Origin of the sequence: Moellerella wisconsensis (genome assembly GCF_022592395.1) — a bacterium.
Taxonomy (GTDB): domain Bacteria; phylum Pseudomonadota; class Gammaproteobacteria; order Enterobacterales; family Enterobacteriaceae; genus Moellerella; species Moellerella wisconsensis.
This window is the reverse complement of sequence record NZ_CP093242.1, coordinates 2,601,911-2,621,596: the sequence shown is the minus strand read 5'-3', so window position 1 is coordinate 2,621,596 and position 19,686 is coordinate 2,601,911. Positions and strand designations below refer to the sequence as shown.

Here is a 19,686-nt window from a genome sequence, read left to right as displayed (position 1 = left end):
CACAATAAAGCGGGCTTAACGGTATCCTTAGAGTAATGTTGTTTCCGATTAATTCGAAAAGAAGCAGATTAATCGTGAGGCATCATTTTATCCCCTAAAATTAAATCTTCACCCTATAATTCACTAATCAATTAAATGTAAGCAATAAATAACGTTATGAAAGCTGATTTATCTGGCAAATTTAGTTATTCATTAAATGATTTTATTTGGGGTTTATGCTTTAAGTAATGAAGATATAAAGCTTTTAAGCAAAAAATAACAATTTATCCTATAATAGATAGCATCATATGGAGATATTTTTCTTATTATTTATTAGAGAATTATCATCATACAGCTTATGATAATGTCATAGCGTAAGCTAACGTAAAAACTAGACGAAAAATCGAAACTTTGTGAAAGAGATCAAATCTTTTGTTATTTCGTATTGTCGATCCAATCTAACGTAGTAAACTGTATTCGAAATCAATCAAAAACAAATTTGATGGGTTTCGTAAGGAGACGAAAGTGAAAACGGCAGTTGAGAGGCGAATGGAAATCCTCGACCTGATAAATACGGAAGGTAAAGCCAGAGTCGAGAATTTAGCTGAAAAATTTAATGTCTCAAGTGTCACCATCCGTAGCGATCTGACATTTTTGGAAAAAAATGGTTATGTCGTGAGATCTCATGGCGCAGCGATTCCGAATACGGGTTTTATTGCAGAACTGACTGTGCATGAGAAGCGCAATCAGAATGCAAATGTAAAGCATCTTATTGGTAAAGCCGCTGCAAGCCTGATTAAGGATGGTAATAGCGTCATCTTAGACTCGGGGACAACTACGCGAGAAATTGCGGCGAATCTTAAGTCGCGTGAAAACGTAGTCGTCATGACTAATGGGTTAGATGTTGCTATGGAGTTAGCTTCCGCATCAGGAGTCGATGTCCTAATGACCGGAGGCGCGTTACGCAAGAATGCACTTTCTTTTTCAGGATCGCAAGCCGAACACAGCTTGAAAAATTATCGCTTTGATATGGTTTTTCTTGGGGTTGACGGTTTCGATTTGCGCGTAGGTATCACCACACATAATGAGCAAGAGGCTAGCCTTAACCGAATTATGTGCGAAATGTCTGAACTGGTCGTTGCTGTTGCCGATTCTACCAAATTTGGTAAACGCAGCTGCCATATGATCAGAGAGTTTGGTGACATTGATATCTTGGTCACTGATTCGGGGATCCCTGATGAGTATATTCAGGAATTAAAAGACAAAAAAGTCCGAGTCATTATCGCAGAAAAAGAATAATCATTTACTGGCTAACTCCATAGGCAGCACGCCCAATACTGATTGTGGAGTTAGCGTTAATGCATCCTTTAGAAATAATTGTTCAACAGCATAAATCGGGTCAACAAACAGGTATTTATTCTGTTTGTTCTGCACATCCTTTAGTGATAGAAGCTGCTTTACGGCAGGCGTTGGATAATAATTCCCTTATCTTAATTGAAGCCACTTCCAATCAAGTTGATCAGTTTGGCGGCTACACCGGGATGACCCCGGCCGACTTTTATCAATATGTTATTGCACTCGCCAATAAACTTGAATTTCCTATCGAAAAATTAATTCTCGGCGGTGACCATTTAGGGCCAAATCGTTGGCAGGATCAGAACGCGGATGTGGCGATGGCCAACGCGGATGTACTGATCGAACATTATGTCGCCGCTGGATTCAAAAAAATTCACTTAGATTGCAGCATGTCTTGTGCTGATGATCCTATCCCATTAACCGATGAAATTGTGGCAGAAAGAGCGGCAAGATTAGCGGTTATCGCTGAAAATACTGCGATTAAATGTTTTGGTTCCAGTGACATTGTTTATGTTGTCGGTACCGAAGTTCCGGTTCCTGGCGGCGCCGCTGAAGAACTGAGCACCGTTGAAGTAACACACCCAGAAGCCGCCCGCAAAACTTTAGAATGCCATCGTGCGGCCTTTGAAAAAGCCGGTGTGGGTAGCAGCTTCCAACGTGTTATTGGTTTAGTTGTGCAGCCCGGCGTGGAATTTGACCACACGGGTATCATTGATTATCAATCAGAAAAAGCCCAAGCATTAAGCCAAGTGGTTAACGATTATCCGCATTTAGTATTTGAAGCGCATTCGACCGATTACCAAACCGATAATGCCTATAAACAATTAGTTAATGACCATTTCGCTATCCTGAAAGTTGGCCCGGCACTGACCTTTGCTATGCGCGAAGGCTTATACAGCTTATGTGACATAGAAAACGCCATGTATCCCGCCGAACAGCGTTCATGCCTGCGTGAAAAAATGGAACAGCTAATGTGTGACTCGCCAAATTTCTGGCAAAAATATTATCACGGTGATGCTGCTCAACAACGTTTTGCGCGTGTGTATAGCTTCAGTGATCGCATTCGCTATTACTGGCCTGAACCAACGATTGTTGCGGCAATTAATACCTTATTTAGCAATCTAAGCCAAAAAACTATCCCTCTGCCACTGTTAAGCCAATTTTTACCGCATCAGTTCCATCAGGTGAGAGAAGGGCAAGTTGCCGCCACGCCAGAAATGTTGGTGATTGCAAAAATCAGAGAAGTGCTATCGACCTATGCAGCTGCATGTCGTTTTCAGTAAATTTTTGAGGTTATCATGGAATATTTAGATTATAGCGAACCGGAACTAAAACAGAAAAATGCTTGGTGGACGGCCAAAGAAATTAGCCAACAACCGGAGTGCTGGAAAAAAGTTCATCAAAATATTGAGACGTTGCAGCCTGAAATTCGCGCTTTTCTGGACATCGCATTAGCCGCAGATAATGTCAGAATTATTATGACCGGCGCAGGGACGTCGGCATTTGCAGGGCGCGCATTAGCGCCGATGTTGAGCAAATTGCTGAAAAAACGTATCGATGCTGTGGCGACCACTGATTTAGTATCAAATCCGCAGCAGTATTTAGCGGAAGATGTGCCAGTATTATTAGTTTCTTTTGCTCGCTCAGGTAATAGTCCGGAAAGCGTCGCGGCATTAGATATTGCTGAAACCAGTTTGAGTCATTGTTTCCATTTGGTTTTAACCTGTAATCCACAAGGCCAACTTTACCGTTATTGCCAAAATAATGATAAAGCGTTAGCGATATTAATGCCTGAAGAGTCAAATGACCAATCGTTAGCGATGACCTCCAGCTTTTCTTCGATGTTAATGGCGGCAGTATCTATTTTCGGTGGGCTGGATATTTTCCCTAAATATATTGAGCCGTTCTACCGTGAACATGGCAATCTTTATCCCAAAATAAATGAAATTATCCGTCAGCAATATGCGGGGAAATTTAATCGGGTTATTTATTTAGGCAGTGGTGGATTTCAAGGATTAGCGCAAGAAGCGTCATTAAAAATGTTAGAAATGACGGCAGGTAAAGTCATTGCGGCATTTGATTCACCATTAGGCTTCCGCCATGGACCAAAAGCTATCGTTAATAAACAAACCTTAATCGTATTATTTATTTCTAACGACCCTTATACCCGTCAATATGATTTGGATTTATTAAAAGAATTATTAAATGATGATGCGGCTGGTTTAGTTATTACTATTACAGCTAAAGAATCAGATTCTGAATTATCTAATAATGTTGTTTATCTTCCTAATATGGAAAATAGCCCGGATATCTCATTATTATTCCCATATTTAATGATAGCTCAATCTTATGCATTTCATAGCTCAATTATGTTAGGCCATGCGCCAGATAATCCATCACCTAGTGGTGAAATAAATCGAGTCGTTAAAGGCGTTACTATCTATCCCTTTAAAAAAGACTAACCCAGCAATTATTTAATTTAATAAAAATATAATAAGTGAGTAAGCATTATGAATACACCTAATATTGTTTGGACTCGTATTGATGAGCGGTTGCTGCACGGACAAATTCGGATTACTTGGGGAAAACATACCGAAGCTAATTTAATTTTAGTCGCTAATGACGATGCTGCTGATGGCCCAAATGCGGCTTTTATGCAAGCCGGCATGAAAGCGTCTGCGGGTGGAGAATATGCAGTGCGCTTTTTCTCTATTCAAAAAACCATTGATGTGATTAGCAAAGCCTCGCCAAGACAAAAAATATTTATTTTATGTAATAACCCGACCGATGTTGCGCGTCTGGTCGAAGGCGGGGTGCCTATTACTCATTGTAATGTCGGCAACATGCATTACCACGATGGTAAACGTCAAATTTGTAAAACGGTGTCTGTCGATGAGAAAGATCTCGCTGCGTTTGAATCGTTGGTTGCCCATGGCGTGACCTGCACGATACAAAATACGCCAGATCAGGTACCGGTTGATGTGCTAACTCTTGCCAAGGCTTGATAGCAATATCTTGAAGATAAGGTAAATATCATGATTTTTGAAGCTTCTCTCGTTGCTATATGGGCGTTCCTATGTGGTATCGATAAATATGATGTTGCGTTAAATATTCACCGTCCATTGATCACCGGTCCTGTTGTGGGCTTGATCATGGGGGATATGCAGATTGGGTTGATCGCTGGGGCGACCTTAGAACTGGCATGGTTAGGTCTGGTGCCTAACGCGGGTGCTCAGCCACCTGATGTGACTTTGGGAACCATTGCCGCAGTAGCTTTTGCGGTCATGACCGGTCAATCGCCTGAAGTTGCTATGGGTATTGGGATGCCCATTGCGGTTCTGATGCAGATGATAGTGATTGGCTTCTTTGCAATGACTGCATTCACGATGGGAATAGCTGATCGTCATGCGGCGGCGGCCAATGGTAAAGGGATTTCTCAGCTACTGGTTATCACCTTGATGGTTCGCTCATTGCTCTATGCGGTGGTGGCCTTTGTCACGGTGTACTTCGGTGAACATGCTGCCTCATGGATTGATGAGAATACGCCAAAAGTTCTGCTGGAAGGTTTAGGGATCGGGGCGAAGATGGTTCCTGCTATTGGTTTCGCTATGTTACTGAAAATTATGTGGTCGAAAGAAGTGGCTGGCGTGTTCTTTATTGGCTTTGTGATGACAACGTATCTCAAGTTACCAATTATGGCAATTGCAGTACTGGGTGCATCTGCTGCTGCGCTGTACTTCTTCTTTAGTGGTAACGGCAACAATAAAAATGGCTCTCAGGAAGCAGAGGATTTCGAAGATGGCATCTGAAATGACAACTGAAAACAAACAAAGTTTACCGGCAGAATCGTTGCTCGATAATGTGGATGAGTATCAAGATCAGACGGTTAGACAAGTAATCACCAAAAAAGATCTGTGGAAATGTGCATTCCGTGGTTTGTTCATGGAAGGTAACTTTAATTTTGAACGTATGCAGGGCGGCGGATTCGCGTTCTCTATTATTCCTGCGTTACGTAAAATCCACGGTAATAATAAACGTGACTATGCGGTTTCATTGAAGAACCATCTGCAATTTTTCAATGCCAGTCCAAAACTGTTTACTTTCTTGCTCGGAACCGCCGTGGCAATGGAAGAAAACAAAGAGAAGCCTTCAACAGTTAACGTAATGAAAGTGGCAGGGATGGGACCGACTGGTGGGATTGGTGATGCCATTGACCACATGACCTTGATGCCATTGACCTTAGCACTCGGGGCGTCGATCGCGATGGACGGCTCGATTGCCGGACCATTTGTGTTCTTCTTCCTGTACCAAATCGTCCACTTCTTTGTTTATTTTGGATTGATGTTCATGGGATACCGTGCCGGTACTGCGGCAGCGGTGAACATGGGCGATGCCACCGAGAAACTGGCAAAAGCCGCTAATATCATGGGTATTTTTGTTATCGGGGCGCTCTCGGCCACCTTTATTAAGTTCCAGACGACGCTCTCGGTAGAGCTGGGGGGCAAGGTGGTCGATTTACAAACCGCCTTGTTCGATAAAATTATGCCTAACTTACTGCCGCTGTGTTTAGTGTTCTTCATGTTCAAGATGGTAAAAAGCACTGGATTCTGGGGTAAGCCACCGGTACTTATTTTCTCAACCCTCGCTTTCGGGGTTATTGGTCATATTCTCGGCATTATTTAATTAAATCTAAAGTTAGCAGATAAGGGCAACCTTATCTGCTTTAGGAGTTTCTCATGATTGGTCTGATTGTTTCGGGGCACATTAATTTTGCCTCAGGAATGGCTTCAGCGGTAACAGCTATCGCTGGAGCTCAACAACATATCGCTTTTATTGATTTTGTCGAAACCCTTTCCCCTGATGAGCTACAAGCCAAAATGTTCAGTGAAATGGCGGCGATGGATTGCTCTGAAGGTTACCTTTTTCTGACGGATTTGCCCGGTGGAACCCCCTGTAATCGCGCGATGGCTATCATGATGAATACCTCCAATGTTGAAGTTTTAGCCGGGGTTAACTTGCCGATGATTGTCAACGCGGTGTTTGAGCGTGAAGGCTGTGAATTAGGTGAGCTAGTGGCGATATTGGAAGAGATTGGCGCCCAGAGTATCCAAAATATTCGTCATCAATTACAAGCCGCAGATACAGACAGTGATGATTTATCAGAAGATGATGGCTTATGAGTGACTATTACGCATTATTAGCTGACCGGACCTTCACGCCTGAGGGTATCCGTTATAAACAATATGTTGTGGTTAAAGAGGGGGTTATCTCTGCGGTGAGCACCAAAGCGCCGACAGATTGCCCGATTATTGAATTGCCGGGGCAATCCTTGCTGCCGGGATTCATTGATATTCATATTCATGGCCGCGGCGGTGCTGATGTCATGGATAACACGCCAGACACCTTGCAGACCATTGCTGATGCGCTACCAAGCACCGGAGTTGTTGCTTGGGTCGGAACCACCGTGACGGCACCAATAGACGATATTTGTCTTTCTCTTGAGCGCATGCAGACATTTATTCAGCACGGACAAACGCAAGGGGCTGAACTGTTAGGGAGCTTTTTAGAAGGGCCTTATTTTACCGCGGCGCATCGTGGTGCTCATCCGATCAAGTATTTAAAAGCCCCGACGAGGGTTGAACTCGAAAAACTGTACAGTTTTGCCAAACAGTCATTATTACGTGTCGCGATTGCCCCCGAATCAGCTGGAGCGACCGAGGCGATTGAATGGCTGGTGGCGCATGGCATTAAAACCGCTGTCGCCCATACGGCGGCTAATTTCCAACAAGTGACTGACGCTTTTGCCGTGGGCGCAGACTGCGGGGTTCATCTGTATAACGGCATGTCTGGTTTGCATCACCGTGAGCCGGGATGCAGCGGAGCTATATTGTATCACGATGTTTTAGCAGAACTTATTGCCGATGGTGTACATGTTCACCCTGTGATGATGCAGTTGGCTTATCGAATCAAAGGTTATCGAGGTATCGCGCTAATTACTGATTGTATGCGTGCGGGAGGATTACCCGATGGCGAATATATGCTGGGTACTTTGCCGGTACAAGTGTGTGATGGGCAAGCAAAAACAGCCGATGGTTCATTAGCGGGCAGTACGTGTAGCTTAAATCAAGCGCTGAAAAACATGATCTATCAAGTGCACGTCCCAGAGTGGGAAGCGGTGCAAATGGCCACTTATGTCCCTGCCAAATATTTGGGATTAGAGCAACGACTCGGGCATATCAGCCCAGGCGCGGATGCCAGCTTTGCGGTGGTTGATCCTCTGTTCAATCTGACTCAAACCATTATTGGTGGGAAAACAGCATACACTTGCGATTAAGTTGCGCTGCGAGTGCTATTTTGCGAAATAAATATTTATAAGGAAATCTGTCATGGAAATTCGTCAACCGATTCATAGCGAACATGCTAAGCGCTTAGATACCGCGGAATTGCGGGAGCAATTTTTAATTGAGAATTTGTTTATTGCGGGTCGCATTAATCTAATTTATAGCCACATCGATCGCATTATTGTCGGTGGTGCTGTGCCAACGGATCATGCTTTAGCGCTGGAAGGCGGAAAAGAAATTGGCGTTGAATTTTTCTTACAGCGCCGCGAACTCGGCATTATTAATATTGGTCAAGCGGGAATAGTTACTGTTGATGGCGAAGCCTACCCGATTGGCGCTTATGAAGCGATTTATGTCGGCATGGGGGCGAAATCAGTCACTTTAGCCAGTGTTTCAGCCACTGAACCAGCGCATTTTTATCTTAATAGCGCGCCTGCACATCATCATTATCCAACCCGAAAAATTACCCGTGCCGATGCCTCACCAGAAACGCTGGGTAATCAAGAAAACTGCAACGTACGTACGATTTATAAATACTTCCATCCTTCGGTTTTGCCAACTTGCCAATTAGTGATGGGCATGACTGAACTGGCGCCGGGCAGTTTATGGAATACCATGCCGTGCCATACCCATGAGCGTCGTATGGAAGTTTACTTATATTTCAATATGAAGGATGACAATGTGGTGTTCCATTATATGGGCGAGCCGACGGAAACTCGTCATATCGTGGTACGCAACCAACAGGCCGTTATTAGCCCAAGTTGGTCAATTCACTCCGGCGTAGGTACAGCAGCCTATACCTTTATTTGGGGGATGGTCGGCGAAAATCAGACTTTCCACGATATGGATCACGTCGCGATGAAAGATTTGAAATAACCCCCGTTGCTGATATGGGGTCGCATAATGAATCAATAAAAAGACCAGAGCTAAGGTAAATATTATGAACTTATTTGATTTAACTGGCAAAGTTGCCATCGTTACCGGATGTAATACCGGTTTAGGCCAAGGCATGGCAATCGGATTGGCACAAGCGGGTGCTGATATCGTGGGTATCGGTATTGAAGAGCCCGTTGAAACTCGTAATAAAATCACTGCATTAGGGCGTAAATTTCATCACATTACCGCAGATTTAATTAAACAAGATAGGCTGCAAAGTATCATCGATGAGTCGGTCGAGGTTATGGGCAAAATTGATATTTTAGTCAATAACGCCGGAATTATTCGTCGTCAGGATTTACTGGAATTTGGCGAAAACTATTGGGACGACGTGATTAATATCAACCAAAAAACCGTGTTCTTTTTGTCTCAATTGGTGGCTCGCCAGTTTGTTAAACAAGGGCATGGCGGCAAGATCATTAATATCGCCTCGATGCTTTCATTCCAAGGTGGCGTGCGCGTGCCTTCTTATACTGCCAGTAAATCCGCAGTTATGGGATTAACCCGAGCCATGGCCACTGAGTTAGCACCGTACAATATTAATGTCAATGCGATTGCGCCGGGGTATATGGCGACCGATAACACTGCTGCATTACGTGCCGATGAAGCGCGTAATGCCGCTATTCTTGAACGTATTCCTGCGGGGCGTTGGGGGGCACCAGAAGATTTGGCCGGCCCAGCTATTTTCTTAGCCTCTGCGGCCAGTGATTATGTGAGTGGATATACGTTAGCCGTTGATGGTGGCTGGTTAGCACGTTAAATGAAAGGGAGTTATTTATGACTCAGCAACATTTGCCTGAGGCGTTGCAGCCTCAAAAAGTATTAGATAGCATGAAAAGCGTCTATCGCTATCAGTCAACGCATTTAGTTCGCAGTGTGATCCGCCGTACCGGTAAAACGCGTTTTATTAAAGATACCGATTGGGAACGAGGTGTTTTTTGGTCGTGTGTGGCAGCGGCATGGCGGGCTACCCAAGATAATGAATACCGTGATGGGGCGTTGGATTATACGCTGCATACCGGATTCCGTACGGGACCTAATCCGCGTTTTGCGGATGACCATGTGTGCTGTCAGGCATATTTAGATGTTTACCCGCTGATTAATCAACCTGAAGCTTTGGAATCGACAATTAAAGCGTTTGATTTAATGCTGGAACAACCGTTACCGGGGCGTAAAGACTGGTGGTGGTGCGATTCTTTATTTATGGCGCCGCCGGCTTTTGCCGCATTATCTGCTCAATTGAATGATCCGCGTTATTTAGATTATATGCACAGCGCTTATTGGGATTCGGTCGAGAATCTAAAAGATCAGGAAACCGGGCTATTTTATCGTGATTATCGTTATATTCCCGACGGTAAAGGCGGTGAATTGCGCGAAGCTAACGGTCATAAAGTGTTCTGGAGTCGCGGAGTGGGCTGGGTTCTGGCGTCGGTACCGAGAATTTTAACATCGATGCCAGATGATTATCCGCATCGCCAACAGTATGTTGATTTATTTACTGAGTTAGCGGCTGAAGTGATTAAATATCAACAAGCAGATGGATTCTGGCGTACCAGCATGCTTGATCCTGATAATTTTCCGTCTCCAGAAAGTAGCGCAACCGCATTATTTTGCTATGGATTAGCTTGGGGGATCAACCAAGGTATATTAGCGAAAGCGGATTATCTTGCGGTAGTCGAACGGGCATGGAAGGCGCTAGATGGCTGTATTCATCCGAATGGAATGTTAGGTTGGGTACAATTACCGGCATTTAATCCACGCGATGTTAAGTTTGAACATAATATGGATTATGGTGCGGGTGCTTATTTATTAGCCGGCAGTGAAATCATCAAATTAAAATAAAACGTATTTAATTTTGATGATGACAGTTTCTTTATTTAACTAAACCTCTGATTTGAAATTCAATAAATTAGAGGTTTTATTAATATTGTTTAGATGGGTTAAACCCAAGATGAAAAATACCACTGAATTCGATCTATTATGTGACTGCATTTGTAGTGGAATAAAAAATAATCCACATTATGAAAATCATTATATTGAAAAATCAGGTAAAAATTTAGAAATCACCCTATTTTTAGACCATCAACGTGAGTTAAGAATTGAATTACGCCAAGGATTTTTAGGCGTTCAAATGGCTAATCTATTATTAATCCGTAATGATGTTGATTGGAATAAAGTGACGCGTATTTATCTTAAACATTCCAAAAATCAAGTTTGGCGCATTTTATCGCTAAAAAAATATAACAAAAAATTTCGTTCTTTATTTTTTAAACGTACTTTTGATTCACAGACAATCCATCAGTATCTAGCTGATTTTTAAATCAGCTAATTCATTTTAAGCTAAGCCAATAATATACTTGGCTTAGTATTATCTCACTTTTATTTCTTAATGATTGATCGCTTGAAATATCTGGCGGGGCTAGAGTCGTATCGTCTAAAATGCGAGCTTGCTCATGTTTTCATCATGTTTATCTATTTTATGAAAAGCTTTTCATATATCGTAATGTGAAAAGCTTTTCATAAATCAGAGAGTGCGTCAAAATGAATGAAAAAATCAGTAAACAGATCCTTGCGGCTATGGGTGGCAAAGACAATATTGTCGCACTGGAACATTGTGCGACAAGGTTACGCATCGTGGTCAAAGATAATGACTTAGTTGCGGCCGATGTGATTAAAAATATTGATAAAGTGCGTGGTTATTTTTATCAATCAGGGCAACACCAAATTATTCTTGGTACCGGATTAGTCGATAAAATTTATGCCTTGATGACTGCCGATGCTCCGGTATCTAGCGCTTCGGTTAAGCAATCTGCCTATGAGAACATGAATTGGTTTCAAAAAAGTATCCGCGCTTTAGCGGATGTTTTTATTCCTTTAATTCCGGTATTAGTCGCGACTGGTTTGTTTATGGGGATACGTGGATTTGCTGAGCAATTGGGTTTCGAATTTTCGCCAGATGTGCTGGTATTAACTCAAGTAGTTACTGATACGGTGTTTATTTTCTTACCGGCACTGGTAGTTTGGTCGGCATTTAATCGTTTTGGTGGTACGCCGGTAGTGGGGATGGTGTTAGGTTTGATGTTAGTTGCTCCAATGCTGCCGAATGCATGGGATGTTGCCAGCGGCGGAACTGAAATGCTAAAAATTGGCTTTTTTAATATCCAAGGCTATCAAGGAACAATTATTCCTGCGCTGATTGTGGGGATTTTTGGCGCCAATGTTGAACGCTGGATCCGCCGTTGGATACCGGCGGTGGTTGATTTAGTGTTTACCCCATTTTTAACCATTTTAATTGGTTCGATGACCGCATTATTTATCATTGGTCCGATTTTTACCCTAGTCGAGCACGGCATTATGAACTCGGCTAATGTGATTATTAATTTACCTTACGGTATTGGTGGAGGTATCTTAGGCGCGGCGCAGCAAGCATTAACCGTAACCGGTTTGCATCATTCATTAATGGTTGTGGAATTAAATTTATTGGCTAATGGCGGGGCTAACCCACTGAATGCCTTGATTACTGCATCGATGGCGGGTCAAGCAGGCGCAGCGATTGCTTATACGTTATCGTTAAAAGATAAAAAAGAGAAAGCCCTTAAATTTTCATCCATCGTGCCTTGTTTCTTTGGGATCACTGAGCCATTACTGTTCGGTGTTACCTTGACTAACTCTAAAGTATTTTTATCTGGCATGATTGGTGGCGCGGTTGCCGGGGTATTTGCCATGTTAATGCATATAGCTCCGCCAATGATGGGAATTACCTTCTTACCTGCTATTCCGGGCTATTTAGGCCATGGAATGGGGTTATATCTAGCGATGATCGCGATAGCCATGATTGTTGGGATGATCTTCACTAAATTATTAGTTAAATCTCCAGCATCAGCAGAATAATCGTTATCAGTGCCCCTTTGGGGGCGCTTTTTCCTTATCGCGCTAGTTTCCAGCCGATGGCTGGTCATCAATATTAGGTAATTAATATCGTGAATAAATGGTTAGCAAATACCCAGTTAGTGTTAGCAAAACAACAGGTTATTAATAACGACCCGTTTAGACCAAGCTATCATATTGCCCCTAAATTAGGGCTATTGAATGACCCTAACGGGTTAATTCAATTTAACGGCCAATATCATGTGTTTTATCAATGGAATCCTTTTGCTTGCGATCATAGCCAGAAATGCTGGGGGCACTATATAAGTGATGATTTAGTCCATTGGTGCGAAGTCGCTCCGGCAATTACGCCAGATGCCAGTTATGATGCCAATGGATGTTATTCTGGGAGCGCATTTGTTCATCATGACGAGTTATATTTATTTTATACCGGCAATCTAAAATATGGCGTAGATCAGCAACAAAGAGCCAGTCGCCAATGTTTAGCCAAAAGTAAAAACGGCATTGATTTCGAAAAAATAGGCATTGTTATTGATGGCGAACCCGAAGGATATACCGCACATTTTCGGGATCCTAAAATTTGGCGAGAGGGCGATCAATGGTTAGCGGTGATTGGTGCTCAGACGGAAAAATTACACGGGCAAGTGCTGCTTTATCGCTCTGAAAATCTTACTGAATGGCACTGTTTAGGGCCGATAACAGGCAGTGGTATTTATCCTTTTAATGATTTTGGTTATATGTGGGAATGCCCCGATTTATTCCGCTTAGGCGAACAATGGGTAATGCTAGCATCTCCCCAAGGTATTGAACCGCAAGGTATGAAATACCATAATATTTATCAATCTGGCTATTTATTAGGTCAACTTAGTTTAGAGCCCGCCCAGTTTGATACCCAACATTTTGAAGAATTAGACCGCGGTTTTGAGTTTTATGCACCGCAAACTTTCCTCGACAATCAAGGCCGGCGGATTATGTTGGCGTGGATGGGATTACCGGAGGAAAACGTTCAGCCTACGGTGGAATACGGCTGGCTACATCAAATGACTTTGCCCCGTGAGCTAAGTATCCGTGATGGAAAGTTATATCAAACGCCTGTAGCTGAATTAGTCGCTTTACGTCAATCACATATTCATTATCAGTCAGTGGATTTTTCCGGCGGATTGATGCTTGAGGGGGTAAAGGGGCGCTGTTATGAGTTACGGGCAGAATTTGGCGATTTAACATCGCCACTATCATTAAAATTACGTAGTAATGGCGCAGATCAATATACATTATTGCATTTTGATCCTGAAAATCTGGTGGTAACCCTAGATAGAGATCATGCGGGAGCGGGCTTAGGTGGAACACGGCAATGCAAATTAGCCCCGTCTAACTCATTGGAGTTGGTTATTTTTGCCGATAATTCATCGCTAGAGATCTTTATTAATCAGGGAGAAGCGGTCTTTAGCACGCGTATTTTCCCAGAGATGACATCAACTGCAATTTGTTTTGAAAGTGCCACGCCATGCCATATAAACACAGTTGATTATTTTGAATTAAAAACTGATGGCATAATTAGATAAGAAGTATTAAATAAGAAATCTTAAATAAGAAGCGTTAAGTGAATATTAAAGAAATTGCAAAGTTAGCTAAGACGTCAGCTTCTAGCGTATCGCGGGTGATAAATTCATCCGGCTATGTAAAAGAAGAAGTCAGGCAGCGAATAAATAAAGTATTAGAAGAAACGGGCTATCGGCCGAATGCTTTTGCTAAAGCGCTTCATTCTAAAAAGAGTCATACTATTGGGGTTATTTTACCTAAGATAAATGCCACATCATCCGGCGAATGTGTTGCTGGTATTGATAATTTTTTTAGTACCAAAGGCTACAGCATCTTGCTGGGAAATACTCATCATCAACTGAATAAAGAGTTGGAATTTTTAGATATTTTTAAAGAAAAACAGGTTGATGGTGTTATTTTTATTGCTACAGTTTTAACCCCAGAGCACCATAAAAAATTACAAAAATTGGCGATACCAACGGTGATTGTTGGGCAAGAATCACCCAATAATATTCCATGTGTATTATTTGATGAATATCACGCAGCTAAAGAGATGACTCAGTATTTATTAACCACGGGCAAACAGAGGATCGCGTTTATTGGTGTGGATGAAAGTGATATTTCTGTAGGAGTGCATCGTCGCCAAGGATATTTAGATGCTTTGCGCGAGCAACATATTCCCATGGATGAGCATTTATTGGCTCAAGGTGATTTTACCCACCAAAGTGGTTTTACCGCATGCCGTGCTATTTTTGAGAATAGTACACTTAAACCTGATGCCATTTTTGCGGCCAATGACAAAATGGCAATTGGTGCGATGAATTATTTATTTTCAATGGGGTTACAGGTTCCACGAGATATTAGTGTTTGTGGTGTCGGTGGCGGGACCTTAGCGCAGTTTTATCATCCTCAATTAACGACGTTGATTTATGATTATAAACAAGCGGGAATTATTGCATCGGATTTATTATATCGACAGATTAATAAAGATCAGTCAGAGAGTATAACTGTACATAAAACTTGGGTTAATTATCAATTAATGATAGGGAAGAGTACTCAATAAGATTAAAAAAGCAAAATAGCCCAAGGAAATAAAGCTATTTTTTTGGGCTATTTTGTCTACACGAGTAGATGTCTAAGCGTAGAGTTAATCCTAGACAATGACGGGAATATAATAATTAAGTTCTTGAATAAAGTTATGAGGCGTAGCCATAAACTCATCATAAGTTACGCCCTCTTTTAATACATAGTTTTCCACATCACAGCTTTCCTTACGCATAATATCTAAATTAGGTAATACCTTTCCGTAGGCGGTATAAATGATATCATCATACTCTATTCCTGCCAGACTACCGCTAAATTTCAATTCGAGATAATCACCCGCGGGTAATTCAACGGTTTCAAGATCTGGCGGAATAACCTCAAAATTTTGTTTTTCCAAGCCAGTTGTATAATAAAAAGTTAAATCTTGTTCTTTTTTCTCATGACGTTTATCTAACCCATGAATAGCATAAAGATTATCTGATATTTTTTTGGTTTTTTCTAAATAACGGCGCCAGTATTCTCTTCTTATCTCCAGAGTATTTATGTTTCTATCTGGAATATCACGGGAATAACAATGTTTCATACCGATTAATTGTTTGGCTGGTAATTTAGTTAAACGAACCTCAACCTGCAAATCTGAGCCTATTCTGATGGGTAAACAAAAACCCTGTACATTCCAACCGAGTTGTCTACGGTATTCAGATGGTGTGGTTTTAAATTGCTTTTTAAAGGCGCGGCAAAAGGTTTGTTGTGAGTCAAAACGATATCTTAATGAGATATCCATGACACTATCATTAGTTAGTCTTAAAGCGACGGCTGCACATGATAACCTTCTGGCGCGGATATAGGTTCCTAGCGCGAGTCCGGTTTTAGATTTAAAAATACGTTGAAAATGCCATTTGGTGTAGCCTGCTTTCTCCGCAACAATATCTAGAGAGAGACGAGATTCAAGATTTTGTTCAATCCAGAGAATTATTTCTCTTATAACACTTTCCTGAAGCATAAATATCCTTTTAATCACTAAATTCCCACGCTCCTGATTTATTCATATTAAATTGGAGAAGCGAGAAAATACTAGGGAATTGTTTCAATAGTATACTGAATTAGAGGGGTAGAGCCAAATATTCTACGATAAGAATTATCATTTATTTACAGTCAAGATATGTTTATATACGTAAAGATTTTTAGTGTTCTCCAACTCATCGGACATCAGATGAGTTAAAGGATACTTAAGTTAGCCATTCTCTCTATGTTATGAATAAGATTGATTGTTGTATTTAATAATTATTATTATTAATAAATCTAGTTATTACTTTTCAATAAGTGATTAGGGGGGGCGCTATTAAGGGTAATTACTATGCCCTTGTTTTTATGGTGTAAAAATAATCTAATTGGTTCTGTTTGCTTCGTGATTTTTACTTTACTCTGATTTTACTGAAATAAAATATTATATTCTAATTATTATCTTATTACGATGTGTATATTTTATTGGTTCTTGATATGTATTCCTAATATTTTATTTTATTTTAGCAGTTGAAACTATTTGTTGTTTTTTATTTGGTTTGTTTTTTTATGTTTTAGCCTTTTTAGCTTAAAAATATTTCATTCATAATGACTTTGTATCATAATGTATTATGTTATTAATTAAAGTTAGTTTAAGGTAGATTAATCAAAAATAGTCAGTATGGTATAGGTTCTCTATTTATTAGTACGGGAAACTGATTAGCAGGATATTTTTGGTGGTCTTTTATAGTGTAGTAGGTTTTTCTATCAAATTAGAATAATTATTTATAGTTATTCTTTATTTGATTATTAGTTCTGTTTTTTGTTTTTTTAATATATATCAATGATCCCTAGATTTTAAAGTGATATTTTACACTCGCAGTTTAATTGGTTTTTATATTAATATGGAGATATAGTGATGAAAAGTATTCAAATTTCGAAGTTAATTGGGGTGAAAATCCGTGAGGAGCGTGAAAATCATAAAATGAGTCTACGTCAAATTGCCGCTTTAATTGGAGTAACCGAAGAAGAGTTATATCAATTTGAGTGTGGTAATACATGTATTGATGTTGATTCACTGTTTGTATTTGCCCGTTTATTTAATCTAGATCCTATATCTTTTATGCATGGAATAGTTAACGTTAACATTGGGGCTGGGAATACGGTTCATTAAATAAATAAACACTATTTAATCTATTTTTAATTTTTTAATTAACAATGTATTTTTTTGGTAATGAATTTTCATTGCTGAAGATGTTGTTCATCTATATTACGCTATTTATTGAGCTATGTTGTTATTGATATGATTTATTTTATTAATTAGAAAAATGTGGTAAGTAAATTTAACTACCACATCTTTCAGTTTTTGAATAAATAATAAATTATAGTGAAAGTAACCTTGGTTATCATAAGTTAATGTAGAATGTATTTATTCATCATTAAAAAATAATATATAGATTTTTATTTCTGCTGGTAAGGGTAAGGTATCGTTTGTAGGGTATCATTTTATTGTATGATTATTCTGTTCTATAGTGTTTTAAACATATACTGGTTACTATTGCAATGGTTCCACCAAGGCAAGTTTCTAATACCCGATCGAAAAATAGGATATAAGCGGGATGGCGCCAATACTCAACTTGCTCAATTATAGATAATATTAAGCAGGTAGTGATAAATGTCATGAAGGTATAATTTTTATGCCCGCTCATAGGATACAAAAATGCGAAAACTAAAATTGAAATCACGCCAATATATGGCATCAAAGGTGTATTAAATAATAGATATAAACACAATACCGCTAATATACTGCCTAAAACTCGCTGGCTGGTAAGTAAAATAATACTATTTGATTTAGGATGAAGAACAAAAACAAAGGTCAAAAGTGTCCAATAAAAATGCCCAAAGTCTAATAATCTAGGAATATAGAGCGTTAATAATAAACCAGAAACATAAATTAGCGATCGGGGAAGGATATTTTTTCTTAATGTGAATAAGTTCTTTTCTACTTGGCTATTACCAAAGTTAATTTTTTTATGTGCTTTATTGCTGAGATAATTACAGACAAAAATAGTAATACTGCTGCCAATAAAAAATCCTATTGGTAAGTCTATAGAGATATTAGGAATAGCAGTACCAATTGTTGACATTATAATGATAAACTTCATGGATAAGTCAATAACAGGATCTGAGCCATATATTTGATAATAAATAAAAGAAAAAATAATTAAGAATAGATAAAATGGATCACCTAAACGTAATGCATTCCCTAAATAAATAGAAAAAACAATAACTAACAACCAGAATGCAGTGTAGAAATGATTTTTGTAATCCTTTGCAGCATTGAATAATAGAAAGGCATACAAGGTTGAGAATGTACTCCACATTGCTGTTTGTACGCCGGAAAAAATCAATGAAATAATAGCTCCAGTGAGCATGCAGCCACTGAAAATAAGCCCGTCATCTATTGCTGGAATTCTTCTCATAATAAGACGCTCGAAATAAAATATTAATATTATATTGTACAGATAATAACTTATTGATTTTTATATTATCATCTAGCCTGTCTGTGTGGAATTAAAAATTATCTCTGTTGCTAGTTAGAAATTATTTTAATTGTATAGTTGTCTATATTTTTATCTATTAACTGTGTTTTTTAATGGCAATTTTATAGTAATTTTTATCGTTTCAATTTAACCTGTGTTTTATTTTTATTAATGATTTTTGTAATATGAAGAACAGCTATCTATGGCTTGTGATAACATGGAACCCGCGATTTAAGTCATTTTTTTTGTATATACTAGCTATGTAAATTATACGATTGTTCACCATAAGGAATACCGCAATATGCAGCTTAACCCCCATGATTTTGTTTGGATTAATGATGCCAGTGAAATTATTTCAGAGCAGCCATTACCTGAATGGGTAAGTATGCAGTGGAACTCATCATTGCCGTTGATTGTGCTTAGAAAACAGCAATATGATGGCAAAATCGTTGTAGGATTGCGGGGAATAAAGCGCAGTGAAAGGTTCGATGTGCTTATTGATAAATCATCAATTACTCATATTATGAATATTGAATCGTTAGTTTCTAATCCTATCGAGTTACAGCGCTCAATGTTTATTGCTTTACCTCAGGTTCAGGTATTACTGTTGATTTCTCAGCATCAATGGCCATGGAAGTGGGGAGTAATCGGTAGCTGTGCTTATACATTGGTTACTGATATTCAGTCTATGTATTCAGATAGTGATCTCGATGTGCTGATCCGCTGTCCTACTTTGCAGCAGAAAGAAGATTTTGCCCAATTTGCTATCAAAGCCAATACGCCATTGTGTCGCATTGATATTTATGTAGAAACACCAAAAGGTGAGTTTTCATTATCTGAATGGTTTAAAAATGATCAGGTTAGCTTAAAGACAGCAACAGGGACGGTTTTAACTGCTTTTCCTTGGGGTGAGAATATTTAACTAAGTAAGTGAGTTTATTATAACTAAACAAAAATTAGTTCTATAATAATTTTGATGTTCGAGTAGATGATTTAATTTTAGTCATATTAATCAATTAATACCGCGCTTAAATAAAGGTTAGGCGCGGCAGATAATG

19 protein-coding genes are annotated in these 19,686 nt (G+C 39.8%); 17 read left to right on the top strand and 2 right to left on the bottom strand.

Annotation, left to right across the window (positions count from 1 at the left end; all coding sequences use genetic code 11):
* The first annotated feature begins 504 nt into the window (after positions 1-504).
* The 15 genes from agaR (at position 505) to MNY66_RS11460 (ending at position 15,102) form a co-directional block, all read left to right on the top strand.
* Positions 505-1,278, top strand: coding sequence for a transcriptional repressor AgaR (gene agaR / locus MNY66_RS11530; RefSeq protein WP_241500896.1), 774 nt, complete (start codon positions 505-507; stop codon positions 1,276-1,278).
* 59 nt (positions 1,279-1,337) lie between these two features.
* Complete coding sequence (kbaZ, locus tag MNY66_RS11525; protein ID WP_241500895.1) at positions 1,338-2,618, top strand: tagatose-bisphosphate aldolase subunit KbaZ; 1,281 nt, start codon at positions 1,338-1,340, stop codon at positions 2,616-2,618.
* A gap of 12 nt (positions 2,619-2,630) precedes the next feature.
* Positions 2,631-3,797, top strand: a complete 1,167-nt coding sequence (locus MNY66_RS11520; protein WP_241501888.1) for an SIS domain-containing protein — start codon at positions 2,631-2,633, stop codon at positions 3,795-3,797.
* A 48-nt stretch (positions 3,798-3,845) separates the two neighbouring features.
* A complete protein-coding gene (gene agaV, locus MNY66_RS11515) occupies positions 3,846-4,340 on the top strand; it encodes a PTS N-acetylgalactosamine transporter subunit IIB (protein WP_047256360.1) in 495 nt (164 codons plus the stop codon).
* 30 nt (positions 4,341-4,370) lie between these two features.
* Positions 4,371-5,144 (top strand): PTS N-acetylgalactosamine transporter subunit IIC, encoded by a 774-nt coding sequence (agaW, locus tag MNY66_RS11510; protein ID WP_047256359.1) that lies wholly within the window; start codon positions 4,371-4,373, stop codon positions 5,142-5,144.
* The gene (locus tag MNY66_RS11505; protein ID WP_047256358.1) at positions 5,134-6,018 is read left to right on the top strand and encodes a PTS system mannose/fructose/sorbose family transporter subunit IID; all 885 of its coding nucleotides are present in this window, start codon (positions 5,134-5,136) and stop codon (positions 6,016-6,018) included. The genes agaW and MNY66_RS11505 overlap by 11 nt, the downstream gene beginning before the upstream one ends.
* Positions 6,019-6,071: 53 nt before the next feature.
* Positions 6,072-6,515, top strand: coding sequence for a PTS galactosamine/N-acetylgalactosamine transporter subunit IIA (gene agaF, locus MNY66_RS11500; protein WP_241500894.1), 444 nt, complete (start codon positions 6,072-6,074; stop codon positions 6,513-6,515).
* Positions 6,512-7,669, top strand: a complete 1,158-nt coding sequence (nagA, locus tag MNY66_RS11495; protein ID WP_241500893.1) for an N-acetylglucosamine-6-phosphate deacetylase — start codon at positions 6,512-6,514, stop codon at positions 7,667-7,669. Before agaF ends, nagA begins: the two co-directional genes overlap by 4 nt.
* A 52-nt stretch (positions 7,670-7,721) precedes the next feature.
* Positions 7,722-8,552, top strand: a complete 831-nt coding sequence (kduI, locus tag MNY66_RS11490; protein WP_047256355.1) for a 5-dehydro-4-deoxy-D-glucuronate isomerase — start codon at positions 7,722-7,724, stop codon at positions 8,550-8,552.
* A 64-nt stretch (positions 8,553-8,616) separates the two neighbouring features.
* Entirely contained in the window at positions 8,617-9,372 is a 756-nt protein-coding gene (gene kduD, locus MNY66_RS11485; RefSeq protein WP_241500892.1) for a 2-dehydro-3-deoxy-D-gluconate 5-dehydrogenase KduD, read from the top strand.
* Positions 9,373-9,389: 17 nt separating this feature from the next.
* Entirely contained in the window at positions 9,390-10,454 is a 1,065-nt protein-coding gene (locus MNY66_RS11480) for a glycoside hydrolase family 88/105 protein (RefSeq protein WP_047256353.1), read from the top strand.
* Positions 10,455-10,563: 109 nt separating this feature from the next.
* A complete protein-coding gene (locus MNY66_RS11475) occupies positions 10,564-10,932 on the top strand; it encodes a hypothetical protein (protein WP_047256352.1) in 369 nt (122 codons plus the stop codon).
* A 221-nt stretch (positions 10,933-11,153) separates the two neighbouring features.
* Positions 11,154-12,503, top strand: coding sequence for a PTS transporter subunit EIIC (locus MNY66_RS11470; protein ID WP_241500891.1), 1,350 nt, complete (start codon positions 11,154-11,156; stop codon positions 12,501-12,503).
* 89 nt (positions 12,504-12,592) lie between these two features.
* Positions 12,593-14,062: a glycoside hydrolase family 32 protein gene (locus MNY66_RS11465; RefSeq protein ID WP_241500890.1), complete on the top strand. Its 1,470-nt coding sequence runs from the start codon at positions 12,593-12,595 to the stop codon at positions 14,060-14,062.
* A 38-nt stretch (positions 14,063-14,100) separates the two neighbouring features.
* On the top strand, positions 14,101-15,102 hold the full coding sequence (locus tag MNY66_RS11460; RefSeq protein WP_047256349.1) for a LacI family DNA-binding transcriptional regulator: 1,002 nt from the start codon (positions 14,101-14,103) through the stop codon (positions 15,100-15,102).
* A 90-nt stretch (positions 15,103-15,192) separates the two neighbouring features.
* On the opposite strand, the gene MNY66_RS11455 is transcribed toward MNY66_RS11460, so the two are convergent.
* Positions 15,193-16,104 carry a helix-turn-helix domain-containing protein gene (locus MNY66_RS11455; protein ID WP_241500889.1) on the bottom strand — a complete coding sequence of 304 codons (912 nt, stop codon included), beginning with the start codon at positions 16,102-16,104 and terminating at the stop codon, positions 15,193-15,195.
* A gap of 900 nt (positions 16,105-17,004) precedes the next feature.
* On the opposite strand from MNY66_RS11455, the gene MNY66_RS11450 reads away from it, so the two are divergent.
* Positions 17,005-17,259 carry a helix-turn-helix domain-containing protein gene (locus MNY66_RS11450; protein WP_047256347.1) on the top strand — a complete coding sequence of 85 codons (255 nt, stop codon included), beginning with the start codon at positions 17,005-17,007 and terminating at the stop codon, positions 17,257-17,259.
* 343 nt (positions 17,260-17,602) lie between these two features.
* On the opposite strand, the gene MNY66_RS11445 is transcribed toward MNY66_RS11450, so the two are convergent.
* Entirely contained in the window at positions 17,603-18,568 is a 966-nt protein-coding gene (locus MNY66_RS11445; protein ID WP_047256346.1) for an FUSC family protein, read from the bottom strand.
* A gap of 361 nt (positions 18,569-18,929) precedes the next feature.
* On the opposite strand from MNY66_RS11445, the gene MNY66_RS11440 reads away from it, so the two are divergent.
* Positions 18,930-19,550 (top strand): malonate decarboxylase holo-ACP synthase, encoded by a 621-nt coding sequence (locus MNY66_RS11440; protein WP_047256345.1) that lies wholly within the window; start codon positions 18,930-18,932, stop codon positions 19,548-19,550.
* The last annotated feature ends 136 nt before the right edge of the window (positions 19,551-19,686 follow it).

What these genes read in the sequence shown, in the direction of transcription:
- kbaZ (WP_241500895.1), top strand. Translation starts at nt 1,338, where the DNA reads ATGCATCCTTTAGAAATAATTGTTCAACAGCATAAATCGGGTCAACAA.
- agaV (WP_047256360.1), top strand. Translation starts at nt 3,846, where the DNA reads ATGAATACACCTAATATTGTTTGGACTCGTATTGATGAGCGGTTGCTG.
- agaW (WP_047256359.1), top strand. Translation starts at nt 4,371, where the DNA reads ATGATTTTTGAAGCTTCTCTCGTTGCTATATGGGCGTTCCTATGTGGT.
- MNY66_RS11505 (WP_047256358.1), top strand. Translation starts at nt 5,134, where the DNA reads ATGGCATCTGAAATGACAACTGAAAACAAACAAAGTTTACCGGCAGAA.
- agaF (WP_241500894.1), top strand. Translation starts at nt 6,072, where the DNA reads ATGATTGGTCTGATTGTTTCGGGGCACATTAATTTTGCCTCAGGAATG.
- nagA (WP_241500893.1), top strand. Translation starts at nt 6,512, where the DNA reads ATGAGTGACTATTACGCATTATTAGCTGACCGGACCTTCACGCCTGAG.
- kduI (WP_047256355.1), top strand. Translation starts at nt 7,722, where the DNA reads ATGGAAATTCGTCAACCGATTCATAGCGAACATGCTAAGCGCTTAGAT.
- kduD (WP_241500892.1), top strand. Translation starts at nt 8,617, where the DNA reads ATGAACTTATTTGATTTAACTGGCAAAGTTGCCATCGTTACCGGATGT.
- MNY66_RS11480 (WP_047256353.1), top strand. Translation starts at nt 9,390, where the DNA reads ATGACTCAGCAACATTTGCCTGAGGCGTTGCAGCCTCAAAAAGTATTA.
- MNY66_RS11475 (WP_047256352.1), top strand. Translation starts at nt 10,564, where the DNA reads ATGAAAAATACCACTGAATTCGATCTATTATGTGACTGCATTTGTAGT.
- MNY66_RS11470 (WP_241500891.1), top strand. Translation starts at nt 11,154, where the DNA reads ATGAATGAAAAAATCAGTAAACAGATCCTTGCGGCTATGGGTGGCAAA.
- MNY66_RS11450 (WP_047256347.1), top strand. Translation starts at nt 17,005, where the DNA reads ATGAAAAGTATTCAAATTTCGAAGTTAATTGGGGTGAAAATCCGTGAG.
- MNY66_RS11445 (WP_047256346.1), bottom strand. Translation starts at nt 18,568, where the DNA reads ATGAGAAGAATTCCAGCAATAGATGACGGGCTTATTTTCAGTGGCTGC.
- MNY66_RS11440 (WP_047256345.1), top strand. Translation starts at nt 18,930, where the DNA reads ATGCAGCTTAACCCCCATGATTTTGTTTGGATTAATGATGCCAGTGAA.